15 protein-coding genes are annotated in these 17,674 nt (G+C 69.0%); 5 read left to right on the plus strand and 10 right to left on the minus strand.

Annotation, left to right across the window (positions count from 1 at the left end; translation table 11 throughout):
- Nucleotides 1–96: 96 nt before the first annotated feature.
- Nucleotides 97–993, minus strand: coding sequence for an aldose 1-epimerase family protein (locus tag MRBLWH13_RS00225; RefSeq protein ID WP_341956357.1), 897 nt, complete (start codon nucleotides 991–993; stop codon nucleotides 97–99).
- 293 nt (nucleotides 994–1,286) lie between these two features.
- Between MRBLWH13_RS00225 and MRBLWH13_RS00230 the strand changes: the two genes are divergently transcribed.
- On the plus strand, nucleotides 1,287–3,626 hold the full coding sequence (locus MRBLWH13_RS00230; protein ID WP_341956358.1) for a DEAD/DEAH box helicase: 2,340 nt from the start codon (nucleotides 1,287–1,289) through the stop codon (nucleotides 3,624–3,626).
- A gap of 111 nt (nucleotides 3,627–3,737) precedes the next feature.
- Here MRBLWH13_RS00230 and MRBLWH13_RS00235 read toward each other — a convergent pair whose 3' ends face one another.
- Nucleotides 3,738–4,277, minus strand: a complete 540-nt coding sequence (locus MRBLWH13_RS00235) for a YaeQ family protein (protein ID WP_341956359.1) — start codon at nucleotides 4,275–4,277, stop codon at nucleotides 3,738–3,740.
- An 85-nt stretch (nucleotides 4,278–4,362) separates the two neighbouring features.
- Nucleotides 4,363–5,424, minus strand: coding sequence for an Rv2578c family radical SAM protein (locus MRBLWH13_RS00240; protein WP_341956360.1), 1,062 nt, complete (start codon nucleotides 5,422–5,424; stop codon nucleotides 4,363–4,365).
- Between the two features lie 83 nt (nucleotides 5,425–5,507).
- Between MRBLWH13_RS00240 and MRBLWH13_RS00245 the strand changes: the two genes are divergently transcribed.
- Nucleotides 5,508–6,443 (plus strand): M15 family metallopeptidase, encoded by a 936-nt coding sequence (locus MRBLWH13_RS00245; RefSeq protein ID WP_056510349.1) that lies wholly within the window; start codon nucleotides 5,508–5,510, stop codon nucleotides 6,441–6,443.
- A 164-nt stretch (nucleotides 6,444–6,607) separates the two neighbouring features.
- On the plus strand, nucleotides 6,608–7,771 hold the full coding sequence (locus tag MRBLWH13_RS00250) for an acyl-CoA dehydrogenase family protein (RefSeq protein ID WP_341956361.1): 1,164 nt from the start codon (nucleotides 6,608–6,610) through the stop codon (nucleotides 7,769–7,771).
- Nucleotides 7,772–7,832: 61 nt separating this feature from the next.
- On the opposite strand, the gene MRBLWH13_RS00255 is transcribed toward MRBLWH13_RS00250, so the two are convergent.
- The 5 genes from MRBLWH13_RS00255 to MRBLWH13_RS00275 all read right to left on the minus strand — a co-directional run bounded on the left by MRBLWH13_RS00255 (nucleotide 7,833) and on the right by MRBLWH13_RS00275 (nucleotide 12,600).
- Nucleotides 7,833–8,408, minus strand: coding sequence for an ECF transporter S component (locus MRBLWH13_RS00255; RefSeq protein WP_341956362.1), 576 nt, complete (start codon nucleotides 8,406–8,408; stop codon nucleotides 7,833–7,835).
- Nucleotides 8,409–8,512: 104 nt separating this feature from the next.
- Complete coding sequence (locus MRBLWH13_RS00260; RefSeq protein ID WP_341956363.1) at nucleotides 8,513–9,388, minus strand: siderophore-interacting protein; 876 nt, start codon at nucleotides 9,386–9,388, stop codon at nucleotides 8,513–8,515.
- A gap of 11 nt (nucleotides 9,389–9,399) precedes the next feature.
- A complete protein-coding gene (locus MRBLWH13_RS00265; RefSeq protein ID WP_341956364.1) occupies nucleotides 9,400–10,218 on the minus strand; it encodes an energy-coupling factor transporter transmembrane component T in 819 nt (272 codons plus the stop codon).
- The gene (locus MRBLWH13_RS00270) at nucleotides 10,215–11,966 is read right to left on the minus strand and encodes an ABC transporter ATP-binding protein (RefSeq protein WP_341956365.1); all 1,752 of its coding nucleotides are present in this window, start codon (nucleotides 11,964–11,966) and stop codon (nucleotides 10,215–10,217) included. The genes MRBLWH13_RS00265 and MRBLWH13_RS00270 overlap by 4 nt, the downstream gene beginning before the upstream one ends.
- A 91-nt stretch (nucleotides 11,967–12,057) precedes the next feature.
- On the minus strand, nucleotides 12,058–12,600 hold the full coding sequence (locus MRBLWH13_RS00275; protein ID WP_341956366.1) for an ECF transporter S component: 543 nt from the start codon (nucleotides 12,598–12,600) through the stop codon (nucleotides 12,058–12,060).
- Between the two features lie 166 nt (nucleotides 12,601–12,766).
- Here MRBLWH13_RS00275 and MRBLWH13_RS00280 point away from each other — a divergent pair, with 166 nt between their 5' ends.
- Nucleotides 12,767–15,802, plus strand: coding sequence for a S8 family peptidase (locus MRBLWH13_RS00280; protein WP_341956367.1), 3,036 nt, complete (start codon nucleotides 12,767–12,769; stop codon nucleotides 15,800–15,802).
- Nucleotides 15,803–15,868: 66 nt separating this feature from the next.
- Here MRBLWH13_RS00280 and MRBLWH13_RS00285 read toward each other — a convergent pair whose 3' ends face one another.
- A complete protein-coding gene (locus MRBLWH13_RS00285; RefSeq protein ID WP_341956368.1) occupies nucleotides 15,869–16,834 on the minus strand; it encodes a pirin family protein in 966 nt (321 codons plus the stop codon).
- Between the two features lie 64 nt (nucleotides 16,835–16,898).
- Here MRBLWH13_RS00285 and MRBLWH13_RS00290 point away from each other — a divergent pair, with 64 nt between their 5' ends.
- Nucleotides 16,899–17,276 carry a hypothetical protein gene (locus MRBLWH13_RS00290; protein ID WP_341956369.1) on the plus strand — a complete coding sequence of 126 codons (378 nt, stop codon included), beginning with the start codon at nucleotides 16,899–16,901 and terminating at the stop codon, nucleotides 17,274–17,276.
- Between the two features lie 23 nt (nucleotides 17,277–17,299).
- Here MRBLWH13_RS00290 and MRBLWH13_RS00295 read toward each other — a convergent pair whose 3' ends face one another.
- A complete protein-coding gene (locus tag MRBLWH13_RS00295) occupies nucleotides 17,300–17,617 on the minus strand; it encodes a GNAT family N-acetyltransferase (protein WP_341956370.1) in 318 nt (105 codons plus the stop codon).
- Between the last annotated feature and the right edge of the window lie 57 nt (nucleotides 17,618–17,674).

Here is a 17,674-nt window from a genome sequence, read left to right on the forward strand (position 1 = left end):
ACAATTCAGCACGGCTGTACCCGATGCCCGCCCGGAAGCGATTCCCGGGCGGGCATCGGCCGTCTCATGCTGAATCCTGCACGCGGGCGTCAGGGGTCAGTCGAGCGTGATGCCCCACTCGAGGGTCCAGGTCTCGCCCGGTGCGAGACGACGGAGGCCCGTGCCGCTGTTCAGCGCATCGGCGGGGGCGGTCATGGGCTCGATCGCGACGGCGAGCGACTGCCCCGGGTACTTGTCGGTCGTGTAGACCTGAACGACGTCGAAGCCGGCGCCCTGCCAGAGCGTGACACGGCGTCCGTCGGGGGCGGTCAGCGAGTGCCGGACGAGCCCGTCGGCATCGCGCTCGAGGTCGGTGAATCCCGTGTCGAGCGTCACATCTCCGAGACGGGCGCCATCGCGAAGCGCGGCATCCGCGGGCCGGGTGCCGGTGGGCAGCATCCGCTCGTCGGTCGTGATCTCTGTCTGAGCCGGCACGCGCAGCACGAGATCGTGCGGGTCGACATCGCTGATCGTGAGGAACGGGTGCGTGCCGAGAGCGACCGGCGCCGCCGTCGCCGACCGGTTCGTCAGAGCATGCGTGACGTCGATGCCGTCAGCGCGCAGCACGTAGGTGACGCTCGTCTCGATCAGGTACGGGTATCCGGTCTGCGGCACGATCGTGGCGCTCAGCGTCGTCGCCGACGCTGACTCTTCGACGGCGTAGGCAGTGAAACGCAGCAGACCGTGGCTCGCATTGGCGAACTTCGGCTCGGTGATGGCCAACTGGCGGACGGTGCCCTCGTCGTCCCACCGGCCGTCGCGCACTCGGTTCGGCCACGGCGCGAGCACGACCCCCGAGCACGACGGGGTCGGAGAGTCGGCCGGATACGGCGAGATCAGATCGACCGAGCCGATGCGGAGCGATCGGAGGGATGCGCCGACCTGGGCGATCTGGGCGCTGACATCGCCGAGCTGGAGGTGCACCTGGGTGCCGGTGGGGGATGCGGAGTTCACCTCGCAATCGTATGGCGAGCCGCGAGGGACAGGGGGACTGGGCGGATTTTCAGGAGCGACCGCTACACTTGATGCGTCGGCTTCGGACACCCGCGCAGCGCGCGGACGTTTTTGTGTAAGAAGTGTGAGTCCAGGGGCCGATGGTGAGCGTCGCTCGACGCTAATCAACCATCACATGAATGGCCCCGGCCGCTGACAGTCCGGAACCCCGCCCGATCTCATCCGATCCGGCGCAGGGTGCTCGCGCGTGTGCGCAGCGCCGTTCTCGTGCGAGAACTCAGAAGGACACACCCATGCCCAAGAACAAGAAGCCGCGCGGCGGCCGTCCCGCCGCCAACTTCGAGCCGCGCTACGGCGCGAACAAGACCTCGTTCCACGACCGCCACGCCGGAGGCCGCGACGCAGGTCGCGACACGCGCGATTCCCGCGATGCTCGCGGCGGACGCGCGGATGCCGGTGAGCGCCGCACCGCGACCGCAGGTTTCGACCGTCGCCCCGGCAGCCGCAGCGCGAGCCACCGCGGCTACCGTCCCGCCGAAGAGGGAGCGCCCAAGCAGCGCTGGAGCGCTCAGGAGCGTGCGGGTCGCGACGAGTCGCGCGGCATCCGCAACCGTGCCGAGTCGGGTCGCCGCGAGGCGCCGCACAACCGCGACGAGCGTCCGCGCTACAACGACCGCTCCTCCTCGGGCTTCGACCGTCCGCGTCGCGATGACCGCGGCGGCCAGCGTCCGACCGGTCCCGGCACGTACCGCGATGAGCGCGGCGGCCAGCGTGACGAGCGTCCGCGCCGTGACGACCGCGGTGCGGGCACCCAGCGCCAGGGCTTCCGCGACAACGATCACCGCGATGGCGGACGGCCGGGTCGTGACGACCGCCGTGACCAGCGTTCCGGTGTCTTCCGCGATGATCGCGGCGGCCAGCGTTTCTCCCGAGACGACCGCCCGCAGCGCGACGACCGCGGTGCGTCCGAGCGTCCGCGCTTCAACCGCGACGACCGTCCTGCCCGCTCGGGCGACCGCACTGAGCGTCCGCGCTTCGACCGCGCAGCATCCGAGCGTCCGCGCTTCGACCGCGACGACCGTCCTCGTCGTGACGACCGTGGCGCAGGCCCGCGTCGTGATGACCGTGGCGGCGCCGAGCGCCCTGAGCGCTCCTACGACGCCGACCGTGCGCGTCGTGCCTTCGACCGCGACCGCACTCAGCGTTCGTTCGAGGGCGGCCGCGACGAGCGCGCGCGTCCGTCGACCGGTGGCGCGTACCGCACCGAGCGCCCCCGCCCGCTGACGTCGGACACCCGCGGGCGGCCGGCGCGCAACGAGCGCCCCAGCCGCAACGACTGGAACGCCACGTCGAGCGCGGCACCCGCCAAGAAGTTCGAGCCGACGGATGACGTCGTGCACGAGCGCCTCGAGGCCAAGTCCGTGGCTGCGGTCGAGGTCGACGGTGTGACCTTCGGCGACCTCGGTCTCGGATCGAACATCGTCGAGACCCTCGTCGGCATGGGCGCGGCGACGCCGTTCCCGATCCAGGCGGCCAGCATCCCGGCCGTGCTCGAGGGGCGCGATGTCCTCGCCCGTGGCCGCACCGGCTCCGGCAAGACCATCGCCTTCGGCGCACCGCTCGTCGAGCGCGTGCTGCAGTCGCAGGCGGGCAAGCGTCGTGAGTTCGGCCGGTCGCCCCGCGCGATCATCCTCGCTCCGACGCGCGAGCTCGCGCTGCAGATCGACCGCACGATCCAGCCGATCGCCCGCAGCGTCGGCCTCTTCACCACGCAGATCTACGGCGGTGTCCCCCAGGGTCGCCAGGTGGGTGCGCTGAAGAAGGGCGTCGACATCGTCATCGGCACTCCCGGACGTATCGAGGACCTCATCAACCAGGGCAAGCTCGACCTCTCGGACTGCCGCATCGCGGTGCTCGACGAGGCCGACCACATGTGCGAGCTCGGTTTCGTCGAGCCCGTGCAGCGCATCCTGCGTCACACCGCCGACGGCAGCCAGAAGCTGCTCTTCTCGGCGACGCTCGACCGTGAGGTCGCGGCTCTCGTCGACGAGTTCCTCGTCGACCCGGCCGTCTACGAGGTCGCCGGTGAGGACCAGGACTCGAGCACCATCGAGCACCGCGTGCTCGTGATCGAGCACCGCGACAAGGCCGACATCCTGACCTCGCTCGTCGACCGCGAGGGCAAGACCCTGGTCTTCGCCCGCACCCGTGCGTATGCCGACATGCTCGCCGAGCAGTTCGACGACGCCGGCATCCCCGCGGTCTCACTCCACGGTGACCTCAACCAGGCCAAGCGCACGCGCAACCTCGAGCGTCTGACCTCGGGGCGAGTCAACGTGCTCGTCGCGACGGACGTCGCCGCCCGCGGCATCCACGTCGACGACATCGACCTGGTCGTCCAGGCCGATGCTCCCGACGAGTACAAGACGTACCTGCACCGCTCGGGCCGCACGGGCCGCGCCGGTCGTTCGGGCCGCGTCGTGACGCTGATCACGCGTCAGCGCCAGCGTCGCATGACCGAACTGCTGGAGCGTGCCGAGATCGACGCCCCGTTCGAGAACGCCCGTCTGGACGACGACCTGATCGAGGAGATCGCCGGTCGCGTTCCGACCGCCGCAGACCTCACAGCCTGACCCGTCACGCTCGAAGGCCCCGTCCCTGCATCTGCGGGGGCGGGGCCTTCGTCGCGCGCGGATGCCGTGGGGATGCAGGCGCGTCAGCTGATCCCGAAGCGTCCGGTCGACTCAGCCGAGTTCGTGCTCGTGGATCGCCGTCGTCAGAGTCGTTCCGTTGAGGTCGAGGTAGAGCACCTGCTCGGTGACGGTGAGGGTCATGGTGTTGCGGCGCTCGATGAGCGGCGCGGCGGAATCGATGAAGCCGGGGTCGAAGCTGTAGACGCGGATGTCCTCGGAGCGGTGGATCCGCTTGTCGGCCCACGGGGCCATGACCTTCGCCGGGTCGCGGTGCGTGTAGACGACGGTGCGCTCGGCGAGCCGACTGCCGTAGTGCAGGCGCTCGGCGTCGGGGGCGCCGATCTCGATCCATGCGGTGGTCTGGCCGGTGAGGTCGCGCACCAGGACGGCGGGCTCGTCGGTCTGCGAGATGCCGCCGCCGAACGTGATGCCCTCGGTGAACTCGAGCCCGTAGGCCAGCACGCGGGTGAGCATGTACGCATCGGTCTCGGACGGATGCCGCGCCACGCGCAGCGAGAAGTCGTCGTACACACCGCGATCCATGTCGGCCAGCTGGACCTCGAACGTGTGCATTGTGGAGCCGATAGCCATAACGTCCGAGCCTACGCGCCCTGGAGGCACCCTCCGGACCTCGACCGATCGCTCTCGGCGCCTCGCCGAACGCGCCGATGCACGCTCAGAACAGCATCGGCTGCGCCGGGGAGGGCGCAGGAGCGAACGCGGGCGCCGGGCGTCCGTGCGGAGCGGACGACCGGATGCCGCGCACCGGGTAGTCGTCTTCGTGCTGCCCGTCGAGCCCGTGCAGCCGGATCAGAGGCCGAGCCCGTTTCGCGAGCCACTGCCGATATCCCTTCGGCGCCTCGGCCGAGACGCCGGGATAGAGCCCCCGATACGACGAGACGAGGTCGGGGCGGAAGTCGCCGAGCCACTGCATGAACCAGGGCTTCACGCCGGCGCGGAGGTGCAGAGCGCCGTAGATCACGCGACTCGCTCCAGCCTCCTTGATGCGGCGCAGAGCGGTGTCGATCGCCTCGACCGAGTCGGTCATGTGCGGCATGATCGGCATCAGGAAGACGGTGACCCGGAAGCCGGCATCCCGCAGCGCCCGTACGGTGTCGAGTCGCGCCTGTGTGGTCGGGGTGCCGGGCTCGATCGCCTTCTGCAGCTCGTCGTCGTACATCGCGATCGACATCTGGATGTCGACGGGCACCCGCTGCGCGGCCTTCACCAGCAGGGGGATGTCACGCCTGATCAACGTGCCTTTCGTGAGGATCGACATCGGCGTGCCCGAGGCGGCGAGGGCGTCGATGATCCCCGGCATCAGCCTGTAGCGACCCTCGGCGCGCTGATACGGATCCGTGTTCGTGCCCAGCGCGACGGTCTCGTGCTCCCAGCTGCCTTTGCGGAGTTCCTTCTGCAGTACTTCGACCACGTTGACCTTCACGACGATCTGCGAGTCGAAGTCGGATCCGCCGTCGAGGTCGAGGTACTCGTGCGTGCCGCGAGCGAAGCAGTACACACAGGCATGGCTGCATCCGCGGTACGGGTTGATGGTCCACGCGAACGGCATGCGCGACGCGCCCGGAACATGGTTGAGCGCGGACTTCGACAGCACCTCGTGGAACGTCATGCCCGTGAAATCGGGGGTCGTCACCGTGCGGAGGACGTTCGAGCGGTTCTCGAGTCCGGGCAGCGCCGCGGCATCCACGTCACCGAGCTTCTGTCCCTGCCACCGCATGACAGACATTCGAACATAGAAACGACAGTGGAGTCAACCCGTATGGGATATATGTTCTATCGGACTTAAGGGACAATGGGAGCATGTACTTCGCGCCGCAGCCTCAGCATGCGGCGCCGCGTTCCCCGATTCGCGGACCCGCGCTGCCCATCGGTCTTGCGGTGACCGCCGTCGGCATCCTGCTGTCGATCGCCGGCGCGCCCATCGCGAACTCGGCGGCGGAGGAGGCGGCGATGCCGCAGCCGCTCGTCGTTCAGGAGGTTCCCTCGGTCGAGGTCGGCGCGACCACGGCGGCCGACCCGTGCTCGGAACCGAGCGTGCTGGAGGCGATCGCGGTGGCCGATGATGCGGCGATCATCGCCGGCTTCGGCGGTGCGGAGAGCTTCCGCGCAGCCGTCATCGCCGGCAATGCGCCGTGCGTGGCGCTCGACGATCCCGCCCATGTCTGGGTGGTCGTGAACAAGGCGCGTCCGCTCGCACCCGTCGCCTTCGCCCCGCAGTCGCTCGCGGACATCCCGCTGCAGATGACGACCGCGTCCGGTCAGGCGCGCGCCGATGTCGCCTCGGCGGTGGGTGAGATGGCCGCTGCCGCGGCAGCCGAGGGTGCGGGGCGCATCGGGGCGAACAACGGCTACCGCTCGTACGATCTCCAGGTGGCGACCCATGCCTCGCACGTGCGCAACAGCGGGCAGGCCGGTGCGGATGCGTCGTCGGCGCGGGCCGGGCACAGTGAGCATCAGACCGGGCTCGCCATCGATCTCGTTGCCTGCGACGCCCGGTGCGGGGCGATCGAGGCGTTCGGCTCCACGGCGCAGGGGGAGTGGATCGCGGCGAACGCCTGGGAGTACGGATTCATCGTCCGCTACGAGCAGGTCGGCTCCGGCATCACCGGATACAAACCCGAGCCCTGGCACCTCCGGTACCTCGGGCGAGACCTCGCAGCCGCGTACCACCACGGCGGATACCACACGCTCGAGGAGTTCTTCGGGCTCCCCGCGGCACCCGACTACACGCACTGAAAGCAGGGCCGAACGTCGTCGGGACGGTCGCATTGCGGCATACGACAATCGCGGTACCGAGTCCCACCGAATGTGGGATGCATTCTCACAACGGGCTGTCCCGGTGTCGGTGAACCGGCATAGAATCGCCGGAGCAATGACGCACGAACGTTCAGGAGGACGCAATGGAACGCGACATCTACGAAGAGGATCACGAGGCATTCCGCGACCTCGTCAAGGATTTCGTCAAGCGCCACGTGACCAATGAGGCGATCGAGGGGTGGGACGCCGCGGGCGAGATCGACCGGGCGACCATGCTGGCAGCCGGCGAGGCGGGCCTGATCGGTCTGTCTGTCCCCGAGGAGTTCGGCGGCGCCGGGATGCTGCAGGACTATCGCTTCCGCACGATCGTGATGGAGGAGGTCATCGCCTCGGGCGCGGGTTCGCTGGCGGGCGCCTTCGGCATCCAGGACGACCTGGCCGTGCCCTACCTCGTGCACATGGGCACGCAGGAGCAGAAGGAGAAGTGGCTGCCCCGCATGGCCACGGGTGAAGTGCTCGGCGCTCTCGCGATGACCGACCCGGGTGCGGGCTCGGACCTCCGCGGCATCAAGACCAACGCCAAGAAGGTCGACGGCGGCTACATCCTCAACGGAGCCAAGACGTTCATCTCCTCCGGCACGACCGCCGACGTCGTGGTGACCTTCGTCAAGACCGGCGAGGGCAACCGTCCCGACGCGTTCAGTCTGCTGCTCGTCGAGAAGGGCATGGAGGGCTTCGATCAGGGCAAGAAGCTCAGCAAGATGGGGTTCCACGGCTGGGACACGGCCGAGCTCAGCTTCACCGACGTGTTCATCCCCGACGAGAACCTCATCAGCGGCAAGGAGGGTCAGGGATTCATCCAGCTGATGCTCAACCTGCCTCTCGAGCGCCTCTCGATCGGGGTCGCCGCGGCCGCGGCCGCGCAGGCAGCGCTCGACTGGACCGTCGCCTACACGAAGGACCGCGAGGCGTTCGGCGAGCGCATCGCGGACTTCCAGAGCACCCGCTTCCGGCTCGCCGACATGGCCGCGACCACCGACGCGATGTGGGCGTACATCGACCGCGCGCTGCTCGCCTACAAGAACAGCACGCTCACCGCCGAGGACGCCGCGAAGGTCAAGTTCTGGGCGACCGAGCGCGAGTGGGAGGTGCTCGACACGGGCGTGCAGCTTCACGGCGGCTACGGCTACATCATGGAGTACCCGATCGCTCGGGCCTTCACGGATGCCCGGGTGCACCGCATCTACGGCGGCACGAACGAGATCATGCGCGACCTCGTCGGTCGTCAGATCGTCGGCAAGCGCTGACGTATCGTCTGCAGAAGGGCCCAGGATGCCGTCATCCTGGGCCCTTCTCGTTGTGGCGGAATCAGCGGGGCAGGCGACCGCCGACACCCGCACGGCGCAGCCGATCGGCGATCAGGATGCCGAGTGCCGTGCCGCCGAGGCAGCTCGCGAGCGTGATCGCGAAGAACGTGATCTGCAGCCCCAGGTCGAAGGTGCCGAGGTTGAAAGACGTCCACGCGAGGATCGGATAGACGATGCCGACGATCGCCGCGCCGAGGTAGTGCAGCCAGGTTCCCCAGTACCGCCACAGCACGAACAGGAAAGGGAGCTCGGTGAAGGCCGCCCACCAGACGTTCGTGGCCACGCTGCTGAAGCCGTATCCGGAGAACGGGACGATCACGAGACCGGCGAGGAGGCCCACCAGCAGCCCGACCAGCGGGCGCCGCAACAGGCGCAGGGCGATCACCGAGGGCAGCAGCCAGAGCCCGGCCAGGCCCACACTGGCGAACGGGAGGCCGAGGAACAGGAGCGTCGAGATCCAGTTGGCGGGTGCGAGCAGGATGCCGCCGGCGACGCCGAGTGCGGCGCAGGTCAGCAGGATCGCAGTCGGGAACCGGAAGCGCGAGCGTTCACCGCCGCTGCGGGGTCGATTCTGCACCTCAGGAGACGTTTTCGGATGCGTTTCTGACCCCGCACCGGGCGCCGACCCCGCACCGGTCGGCGACCCCGCGTAGGGGTTCGGGCGCGCGTCATCCGACCCGCTCATGCGAGGGGCTCCGCAGCGGCGTCGCGGGCGGTCTTCGAGGCCGGCGAGGATGCGCCGACCTTCCAATAGCCGCAGAAGCTGACTGCGTTCTTGTCGACCCCGCGCTCGCCGACGAGGTGTTTGCGGGCGCCCGAGGCGAGCGACTGCTCGCCCGCGGCATAGGCATGGAACGGCGCATCGGGCAGCGACAGCTCTCCGAGCCGGGCGAGCGCGAACGAACCGGGGGCGAACTCATGCGGACGTACGAGCCAGACGACCTCGACTCCGACGGGGTGCGGGAACTCCAGTGCATCCTCTTCGGTCGGCACCTCGATGAGCGCCGTGCCGGTCGCATCAGCGGGGAGCGACGCGCAGATCGACGCGATCGCCGGCAGCGCGGTCTCGTCGCCGACGAGCACGACCCGCTCGGTGCCGCGCTGCGGATTGAAGGTGAGTCCCTCGTCGATGATCAGCACATGCTCGCCGGGCTCGCACGTCTCGGCCCATCGGGATGCGGGGCCTGCTGTGCCGTCGGCCGCGGATCCGTGCAGCACGAAGTCGACGTCGATCTCGGCGCCGGCCTCCGCGGTCGCCGGGCGATACGACCGCACGCTGTAGTTGCGCATCACCGGACGCTCGCCGTCGGGGATCCGCAGGAACTTGAGATACCCGAACATCTTGTTGGCCTTCGCCGGCACTCGGTCGAGTCCGGCATCCCCGCCGATCGGCAGGAAGAGTCGGAACCACTGATCGAAGCCCATCGGCCGGAACTTCTCGATCTCGCCTCCGCCGAGCGTGACTCTGATCCAGTGCGGGGCGAGCCGTTCGGTGCGCACGACGTTGAGGTGGATGAGCTCGGACGACTCGGGCTTGACCAGTTTGCTGAATGCCATGCGGGCGCCTTTCAGGGCAGCTGCCAGGGGAAGAACAACACGAAGATCGCGGTGGATGCGGCGATCGAGGCGATGACGAAGACGGTGTCGCGCGTGCGGAACGGCACGAGGTGGCGTTCGGTGCGCGAGGGGTGGGCGCCGAAGGCACGGGAGTCCATCGCGAGAGCGACGCGCTCGGCATGACGGATGGCTCCAGCGAGCAGCGGCACGATGTAGCCCCATCCTCGAGCGATCCTCGCGAACGGTCCGCTGCCGCCGTGATGACCGCGCACACGGTGCGCTGCTCGGATCACGGACAGCTCATGCCCGAACCGCGGCACGAACCGGAAGGCGGCCAGCGCCGTGTAGCCGATCCGATAGGGCACCCGCAGCTGCTGCACGCTCGCGCGCACGAGGTCGGGTCCGGTGGTGGTGAGGCCGCCGATCAGCGCCAGGGAGACGATCGCGCCGAGACGGAGCGCTGTGGCGAAGCCGATAGCGAGCGCCCCTTGGTAGAGCGTCCAGTCGCCGATCTGCACAGCCGGCGGGGTGTCGCCGACGATTCCCGCGTCGACCCACAGCGAGAATCCGAGACCGATCGCGAGCATGCCCACGGGCAGTGCGAGCAACAGCAGCGCTGCGGTGCGCACCGAGAGCCGGGCCCCCACGACGATCAGAGCGAGCGACAGCACCAGGAAGGCGGCCGGGGTCGCGAGATCGCGCACGAAGATCAGCACCACCATGGCCGGCGCGACGCCGGCGACCTTGGCCAGAGGATTCAGGGCGTGGAGGAACTGGCGGCGAGAGGACGCGGTGACCGCGGCATACGGGTCGAACGTCTGCGCGCTCATGCGATCGCCCGCCCGGCGGCGGCGAGCACGCGCTGGAGCGCCGGGAGCCGGAGCCCGGCCTCGACGAAGGGCGTCTCGTCGCGGAAGAGCACGTCGGTTCTGTCGGCGGCGTGCACGCGACCGTCCTTCAGGATGACGATGTGCGAGGCGTGCTCGGCGACGAGCTGCAGGTCGTGTGTCACGATCAGGATCGTCGTTCCCTCGTCGCGCAGGTCATGCAGCAGCGCGAGCAGCTCGGATGCTCTGGCGCGGTCCTGTCCGAACGTCGGCTCGTCCAGCGCGAGCACCTGCGGGCGGGTGATCAGCGCCGTGCCGACCGAGAGCCGTCGCTTCTCTCCGCCCGAGAGCAGGAACGGGTGCACGTCGGCTTTGGTCTCGAGCCCGAACCGCGCGAGCATCGAATCGACGCGCTCGGTGATCTCGACATCAGGCGTGTGTCTCAGTCGCAGGCCGTGGGCGAGTTCGTCGAAGACCGTGTGAGCGATGAACTGGTGCTCGGGATTCTGGAACACGAAGCCGATGCGGCTCGCGAGCTCTCTCGGTGACGCCGCCCCTGGGTCGACGCCGTCGACGTCCACCTGCCGCTTCGGCGGCGGAACGACCCCGGCGAGCGATTGCAGCAGCGTCGTCTTGCCCGCACCGTTCGTGCCGACGATGGCGGTAAGGGTGCCCGGCGCGACGTCGAGGTCGATGCCGTGCAGGATCTCAGTGCGATGGCGGCGGATGGTCAGACCGCGGGCGCTGATGATCGGTGTGCCCGTGGCCGGGGAGCCGGGGCGTCTCGTCTCGTCGCTGCGCTCCTCGCTCAACGAACCGGTGCTGTCCTCGGTCGTCGGGCGGGTGCTGTCCCCGGTCGTCGCGCGAGAGGGTCGAGTCGAAACGGAGTGGACAGTGGCTGCGGCCAGTGCGGTGGCGAGCTCGTCCGGCGTGAGGGGCAGCTCGTCGAAGTGCGCGCCGGCATCCTGCATCCGGAGTGCGGCGAGCGTCGCTGCAGGCAACCAGACCCCCATGGCCATGAGCTCGGGGGCGTGCGTGCGGATGATCTCGGCCGCCGGGCCGTCGAACACGACGCGTCCGGCACGGTCGAGCACGATCGTGCGGGTGACGAAGCCCATCGCCGCGTCGAGGTTGTGTTCGACGAGCAGGATGGCCCGGTCGCCGGCGGCGACCACATCGTTCAGTGCGGCATAGACATCGTCGATGCCCTGCGGGTCGAGGTTCGCGGTCGGCTCGTCGAGCACGATCAGGGGCGATCCCATGGCCAGTGCGCACGCGATCGCGAGGCGCTGACGCCCGCCGCCCGACAGTCGGTCGGGGTTCTCGTGGCGCCTGTCCCACAGGCCGACGCGACCGAGCGCGTCCGCCGTCCTTGCGTGCACCTCGTCGAGGGGGAGCAGCAGGTTCTCGGGTCCGAACGCGACCTCGTCGTAGACGGTGCCGGTGACGATCTGCGCATCCGGGTCTTGGAAGACCATCGCGACGTGGGTGCTCAGCGTGGCGGTGAGAGTGTCGGCGGTGTCGAGCCCACCGGCTTCGACCGACCCCGTCATGGTCGCGGGCACGGCATGCGGGACGAGCCCGTTGAGTGCGAGCGTGAGCGTCGACTTGCCCGAACCGGAGGGGCCGAGAAGCAGCACGACCTCGCCGGGGTGGACGTCGAACGTGACGTCGAGGGGCGAGGGGCGCACCGCATCGGCGTGCGTGATCGAGAGGTCACGCACGCCGAGAAGGGGCGCGGATGAGCGCACGGCATAACCCCGGTTTCGGCGGATCGGTACCGTTCTAACTTAGCTGAGCCTTACCTGAATCGCCACGCGCCGGATTGCGCGCGATCGGCGCTCAGCGCCGGGCTACGCCTGCCCGGCTCAGGGCGCCGCCGATCGCCAACCCCACGGCCGTCCAGGCGACGGGGCCGAGCACCGAGATCACGAGATAGGCGATCTGCGCCCATGGCGGCAGCACGGCCAGGTGAGCGGCGAAGAACACCACGACCGCCACGATGACCCCGATGACCCCGGCTGAGATGAAGAAGCGCCACGGCCCCCACGAGCGGTACCGAGTGAGTGCGGCGATGCCCTCCTGGATCGCGCCGAACAGCAGTGCGGTGCCGATGAAGCGCAGCGTCCAGGCCGGGTTGAAAGCGCTCGAGATGAGCGCGGCGATGACGTGCGTGACGAGTGCGACCAGGGGCCGGCGCAGCACCTCCTGCGCGATGATGCCCGGAAGGACGTGCGAGCCGAGGACGAGGCCGTAGAGGAATGCCGGTCCCGCGAGAACAGGGAGAGTGATCCAGCCGGCGATCCCCCCGAGCATGCCCGTGGCGACGCCGATCGCGGCGCAGACCAGCAGCACGCGGGTCGTCAGGACGGGGGAGGATGCCACTCCTCCAGCCTACTGTCGACCATTGGCGAGTCGGCTGGCCGTTCGGCCAGGAATAATCCCCGACTCTGGTGTGTAGACGGAAGCCCGGCGTAGCTTGAGCGGCGGTGCGGCAACGCAGTCGCACGAAGATCATCGGGAGAAGCACATGGGTCGAACACCCCTCCGGATGGCAGCGGCCACCACCTTGGCAACGCTGTTCATCGCATCGACGGCAACCGCGGGCTACGCAGGCACGGAGGAGGTGACACACCCCACTCCGGTCGAAGGCACGCCCGGGCACTACATCGTCGTGCTCAAGTCCGATCCTCTCGCCAGCTACACCGGCGACGTCAACGGACTCAAAGCCACGAAGCCCGCCGAGGGCGAGCAGCTCGAGACGCAGTCGCAGGACTCGCAGCGCTATGTGCAGCACCTCGAGACCGAGCAGCAGACGGTCGCCCAAGAGGCAGGCGTCACTCCCGAGAACACGTATCAGGTGGTGCTCAACGGCTTCAGCGCCGAGCTCTCGGGCGAGCAGGTCGACAAGCTCCGTGCCTCGAAGGACGTCTACGGCGTCTACCCCGACTTCATCCGACACCCTGACGCGCAGACCTCGACGGACTTCCTCGGACTCGGTGACGACAAGAAGGGTCGCGGCGGCGTCTGGCAGCAGACCGGCGGCGTCGACAAGGCCGGCGAGGGCGTCGTCGTGGGCGTCATCGACACCGGCATCGCTCCCGAGCATCCGTCGTTCGAGGGCAAGAAGCTCAAGAAGCAGCCGAAGAACGACAAGCGTCACAAGGGCGGACAGCCCTACACCGACGGCACCTTCGTCTACTTCGACAAGTCGGACGGCGGTCAGTTCCGGGGCACGATGGTCGAGGCCCAGGAATGGGACAAGGGCGACTACTCGTCGAAGCTGATCGGAGCCCAGTACTTCTACACCGGCGCCGAAGCGGCAGGCTTCGACTTCCAGTACGACTACCTCTCGCCGCGCGACGGCGACGGTCACGGTTCGCACACCGCGAGCACCGCGGCCGGCAACTTCGGTGTGAAGGCATCGATCGAGAACGTCGACTTCGGCAAGGTCTCGGGCGTCGCGCCCGGTGCCAAGGTCGCGGCCTACAAGGCCTGCTACGTCGGTCCCGACGAGACCGTCACGACCGACGACATCTGTGCCGGCAGCGACCTGATCGCCGCGATCGACCAGGCGGTGGCCGACGGTGTCGACGTGATCAACTACTCGATCGGCGGCGGTGCGGCCTCCACAGTGCTCGCCCCCGAGGACATCGCGTTCTTCAACGCGGCAGCGGCCGGCGTCTTCGTCGCCACCAGCGCCGGCAACGACGGACCCGACTCCGTCACCGCCGACCACGCCTCACCCTGGTACACGACGGTCGCGGCATCCACGATCCCGACCTGGGAGGGCACCGTGCAGTTCGACGGCTTCGCCCAGGCCGGCGCATCGGTGAGCGTGCCGTTCGGCACCACTGTCACGGGTCCCTCGATCTACGCCGGTGACGCACCCGCCGCCGGTCAGGCGGCCGCCGACGCGGCGCTGTGCCTTCCGGGCAGCATCGATCCGGCCAAGGTCACCGGCCACATCGTGGTCTGCGACCGCGGCGGCAACGCCCGCGCCGAGAAGTCGCAGGTCGTGAAGGATGCCGGCGGCATGGGCGTCGTGCTCGTGAACGTGCCCGGTGGCGCGGACTCGCTCGACAACGACTTCCACGCCGTTCCGACCGTGCACCTCGCCTCGGCGCACCGCGCCGCGGTGCTGGCCTACGTGCAGGGCGGCACCGACCGTCCGATCACGCTCGTGGGCGAGAACACCACCGGTGTCGTGACGCCGGTGCCGCAGATCGCCGGATTCTCGAGTCGCGGACCGATGCTCGCCGACGGCAGCGACATCATGAAGCCGGACATCGCGGCCCCCGGTGTGGCGATCCTCGCGGCGACGCAGAACGCTCCGGGCGAAGCACCGACCTTCGGCATCCTGTCGGGTACGTCGATGGCCTCGCCCCACATCGCCGGTCTCGCCGCGCTGTACCTCGGTGAGCGCCCGAACGCCAAGCCCGCCGAGATCAAGTCCGCGATGATGACGACCGCGTACGACACGGTCAACGCCGACGGCTCTGCGAACAAGGATCCGTTCCAGCAGGGTGCCGGTCAGGTCGATCCGAAGCGCTACTTCAGCCCTGGCCTGCTCTACCTGAACGACGTGCCCGACTGGGCGGCGTTCCTCGAGGGCAAGGGTCTGGCGGAGTTCGACGGCGTCGAGCCGATCGACGGCAGCGACTTGAACGTCGCCTCGTTCTCGATCGGATCACTGGCGAGTGCGCAGACCGTCACCCGCACGGTCACCGCGACCGAGAAGGGCACGTTCACGGCATCCGTCGATCTGCCCGGAGTCGCTGTCACGGTGCAGCCGTCGACGCTGACCTTCGACAAGCCGGGCCAGACGGCGACCTACACGGTCACGTTCGACAACCAGAGCGCCCCGGTCGAGCAGTGGGCGACCGGATCGCTCACCTGGACGAGCAAGAAGAACACGGTGCGGTCGCCGATCGCGGTGTTCCCGGTCACGGCGGATGCCCCTGCCGAGGTCGAGGGCACAGGAGTCGACGGATCGACCACGGTCGACATCACTCCCGGCGTCGACGGCGCGCTCGCTCTCGCCCTGTCGGGTCTCACGCCGTTCTCGCTGCTGGAGGACCCGGACGGACGCGTCGTCGGCCACTCGGGTGACGAGGCATCCGGAGACGCGAACAAGGATGTGTCGTGGATCGTCGACGTTCCGGAGAGCACGACGCTCTCGCGCTTCGACCTCGACTCGTCTGATGACACCGGCAGCGACCTCGACCTGACGGTCTATCGGGTCGTGAGCGCCGACGATCTGCGCTACTACGAGCGCTGGCAGTCGGCGACGGGGTCGGCTGACGAGCAGGTGACGCTGGCGGCTCCGACGGCCGGCACGTACCTGGTCGTCGCGAACGTGTACTCGACGTCGGCGCCGATGACGTGGGACATGACCTACGCCAACGTGCAGCCCGCAGGCGAGGGATCGCTGGCCGCGACCCCGAACCCGATCGACGCCGTTCGCGGTCAGGCGACGAGCTACGAGCTCAGCTGGACCGGCCTGACCGCCGGCACCCGCTACCTGGGACTCGTGCAGTACGGCGAGTCGGATGTGCGGACGATCGTCACGGTCGACGCGCAGTAGCAGTGGACAGCGGCGACGCCCCGTGCTCTCCGGAGCGCGGGGCGTCGCTCTGCGTCCGGCTGCGTGTCAGATCCTGCGGCCGCGCGGCATCAGGCGCACGTCGGGCAGGGGCGGAGCGGGGATGCGCACGTCGTGCCCCTCGACGATTCCGAACCGCGCGGAGGCCGCCTCCCACTCGGTGCGCGCCTCGACGATCTCCTCGTGGGTGCGGCCGGCGAAGTTCCACCACATGACGATCTCGTCGGCGAACGGCTCGCCGCCGATCAGGAAGAGCAGGGCGCCCTCCGTGCTGGCGACCTCGATGCCCTCCCTCGAATCGCCGAGGTAGAGCATGTCGTTCTGCGTCATCTCATGTTCCGCGACCGAGACGTCTCCCTCGACGAGCATGATCGCGTGCTCCCAGTCCTCCCGCAGAGGCAGTCGCACGTGGGTACCGGCGGGGATCACGATCTCGGCGCCGACGATCGGGGTGTGCACTGTCGCCGGCGAGGTCGTACCGGCGAATTCGCCGAGCACGACGGTGGCCGCGGCATCCGCACCCCGGTGGGCCGAGAGGGCGACAGCCGGGAGATCTGTGTGCCGTTCGAAACCGCCGGCCCCCTGACGTGCACCGTCGGGGAGCACGACCCAGAACTGCAGGGCGTCGAGCGGGATCGGGCCATCGCCGATCGAGTACTCCGAGTGCGAGATGCCATTGCCGGCGGTCATCAGGTTCAACTGGCCCCGACGGAGGTCGGCGTCGCTGCCGAGCGAATCGCGGTGACGGATCTCGCCGACGAGCGGCCAGGTGACCGTCTGCAACCCGATGTGCGGGTGCGGCTCGACCCGCATCCTGGTGTCCGCCGGTCCGAAGCGGTCGAGGAAGCACCAGGCGCCGATCGTCGGCAGGTTGCGATGGGGGAGCACGCGCAGCACGTTCATCCCACGCACTCCGCCGAGCGGAACCTCTCGCGGCTCGAGCACGAGTCGGCGTTCGCCGATCGTCGGTGCGGCGCCGTGGGCGTCGGCGGATCCGCTCGCGATCTCGGTCATCCGATTCTCCTTCGCTGGGGTGCGTCTGCGCATGGTCGCGCGAGCGGACTCATAGGCTCGGCGGATGAACGCTCGTCGCTCTCCCATTATCCTGCTCGCCCTCGGCGCATCGGCGGTGCTGCTGTCCGGGTGCGCCACCGGCGGAGACGCCGGCTTCTGCGGCCCGCTGATCGATGACACCCAGACGTCGGCGGCGGCCTTCTCGCCGCTGATCCCCGGGATGAACACCGAGGGAGACGTCACGGCGCGGCTCGCGCTCATGGAGAAGGTCGAGCCGACGCCCGAGCTCGCCGACGACCTCGAGACGTGGAAGGGATACCTGACGGTGGCGTCGGAGTCGATCACCGATGACGTCACCACGATGATCACCGCCTACGACGACGACGTCAAGGCGGCGGGCGAAGCGCTCTTCGACTACTACACCGGCACCTGCATGCGGTAGCCGGAGATCTGCGGTCGGTGTGCTCAGGCCTCGGTCGGCGCGGTGCCCGGCCGCTTCGGCCACCGGATCTCGGCCCCTGCGATCTCATGGGTCGTGAGGTACTTCGCGATGTACGGGCACAGGGGCACGATCGCGTCGCCGGTTGCCGCGGCATCCGTCAGCGCCCGCTCGGCGAGGATGCTCGCGAGGCCCTGCCCCTGGAAGGCGGGGTCGAGTTCGGTGTGGATGAAGCGGATCGCCCCGGGCCGCAGCTGGAACTCGGCGTAGCCCGCGAGTGCGCCGTCCGTGCGGATCTCGTAACGGGACTCGTCGTCGTTGCGGGTGACGGTGATATCGGTCATCGAGCGCTCCTTCGGGTGTCTGCGTCTAACCTACGCCCGCTGAGTCGCGCACGGGCG

The sequence above is a fragment of the Microbacterium sp. LWH13-1.2 genome (assembly GCF_038397735.1).
Classification (GTDB): Bacteria; Actinomycetota; Actinomycetes; order Actinomycetales; family Microbacteriaceae; genus Microbacterium.

Coding starts and splice junctions, on each gene's coding strand:
- MRBLWH13_RS00285 (WP_341956368.1), bottom strand. CDS start 16,834: ATGACCGAGATCGCGAGCGGATCCGCCGACGCCCACGGCGCCGCACCG.
- MRBLWH13_RS00235 (WP_341956359.1), bottom strand. CDS start 4,277: ATGGCTATCGGCTCCACAATGCACACGTTCGAGGTCCAGCTGGCCGAC.
- MRBLWH13_RS00250 (WP_341956361.1), top strand. CDS start 6,608: ATGGAACGCGACATCTACGAAGAGGATCACGAGGCATTCCGCGACCTC.
- MRBLWH13_RS00290 (WP_341956369.1), top strand. CDS start 16,899: ATGAACGCTCGTCGCTCTCCCATTATCCTGCTCGCCCTCGGCGCATCG.
- MRBLWH13_RS00245 (WP_056510349.1), top strand. CDS start 5,508: ATGTACTTCGCGCCGCAGCCTCAGCATGCGGCGCCGCGTTCCCCGATT.
- MRBLWH13_RS00265 (WP_341956364.1), bottom strand. CDS start 10,218: ATGAGCGCGCAGACGTTCGACCCGTATGCCGCGGTCACCGCGTCCTCT.
- MRBLWH13_RS00295 (WP_341956370.1), bottom strand. CDS start 17,617: ATGACCGATATCACCGTCACCCGCAACGACGACGAGTCCCGTTACGAG.
- MRBLWH13_RS00240 (WP_341956360.1), bottom strand. CDS start 5,424: ATGCGGTGGCAGGGACAGAAGCTCGGTGACGTGGATGCCGCGGCGCTG.
- MRBLWH13_RS00260 (WP_341956363.1), bottom strand. CDS start 9,388: ATGGCATTCAGCAAACTGGTCAAGCCCGAGTCGTCCGAGCTCATCCAC.
- MRBLWH13_RS00280 (WP_341956367.1), top strand. CDS start 12,767: ATGGCAGCGGCCACCACCTTGGCAACGCTGTTCATCGCATCGACGGCA.
- MRBLWH13_RS00230 (WP_341956358.1), top strand. CDS start 1,287: ATGCCCAAGAACAAGAAGCCGCGCGGCGGCCGTCCCGCCGCCAACTTC.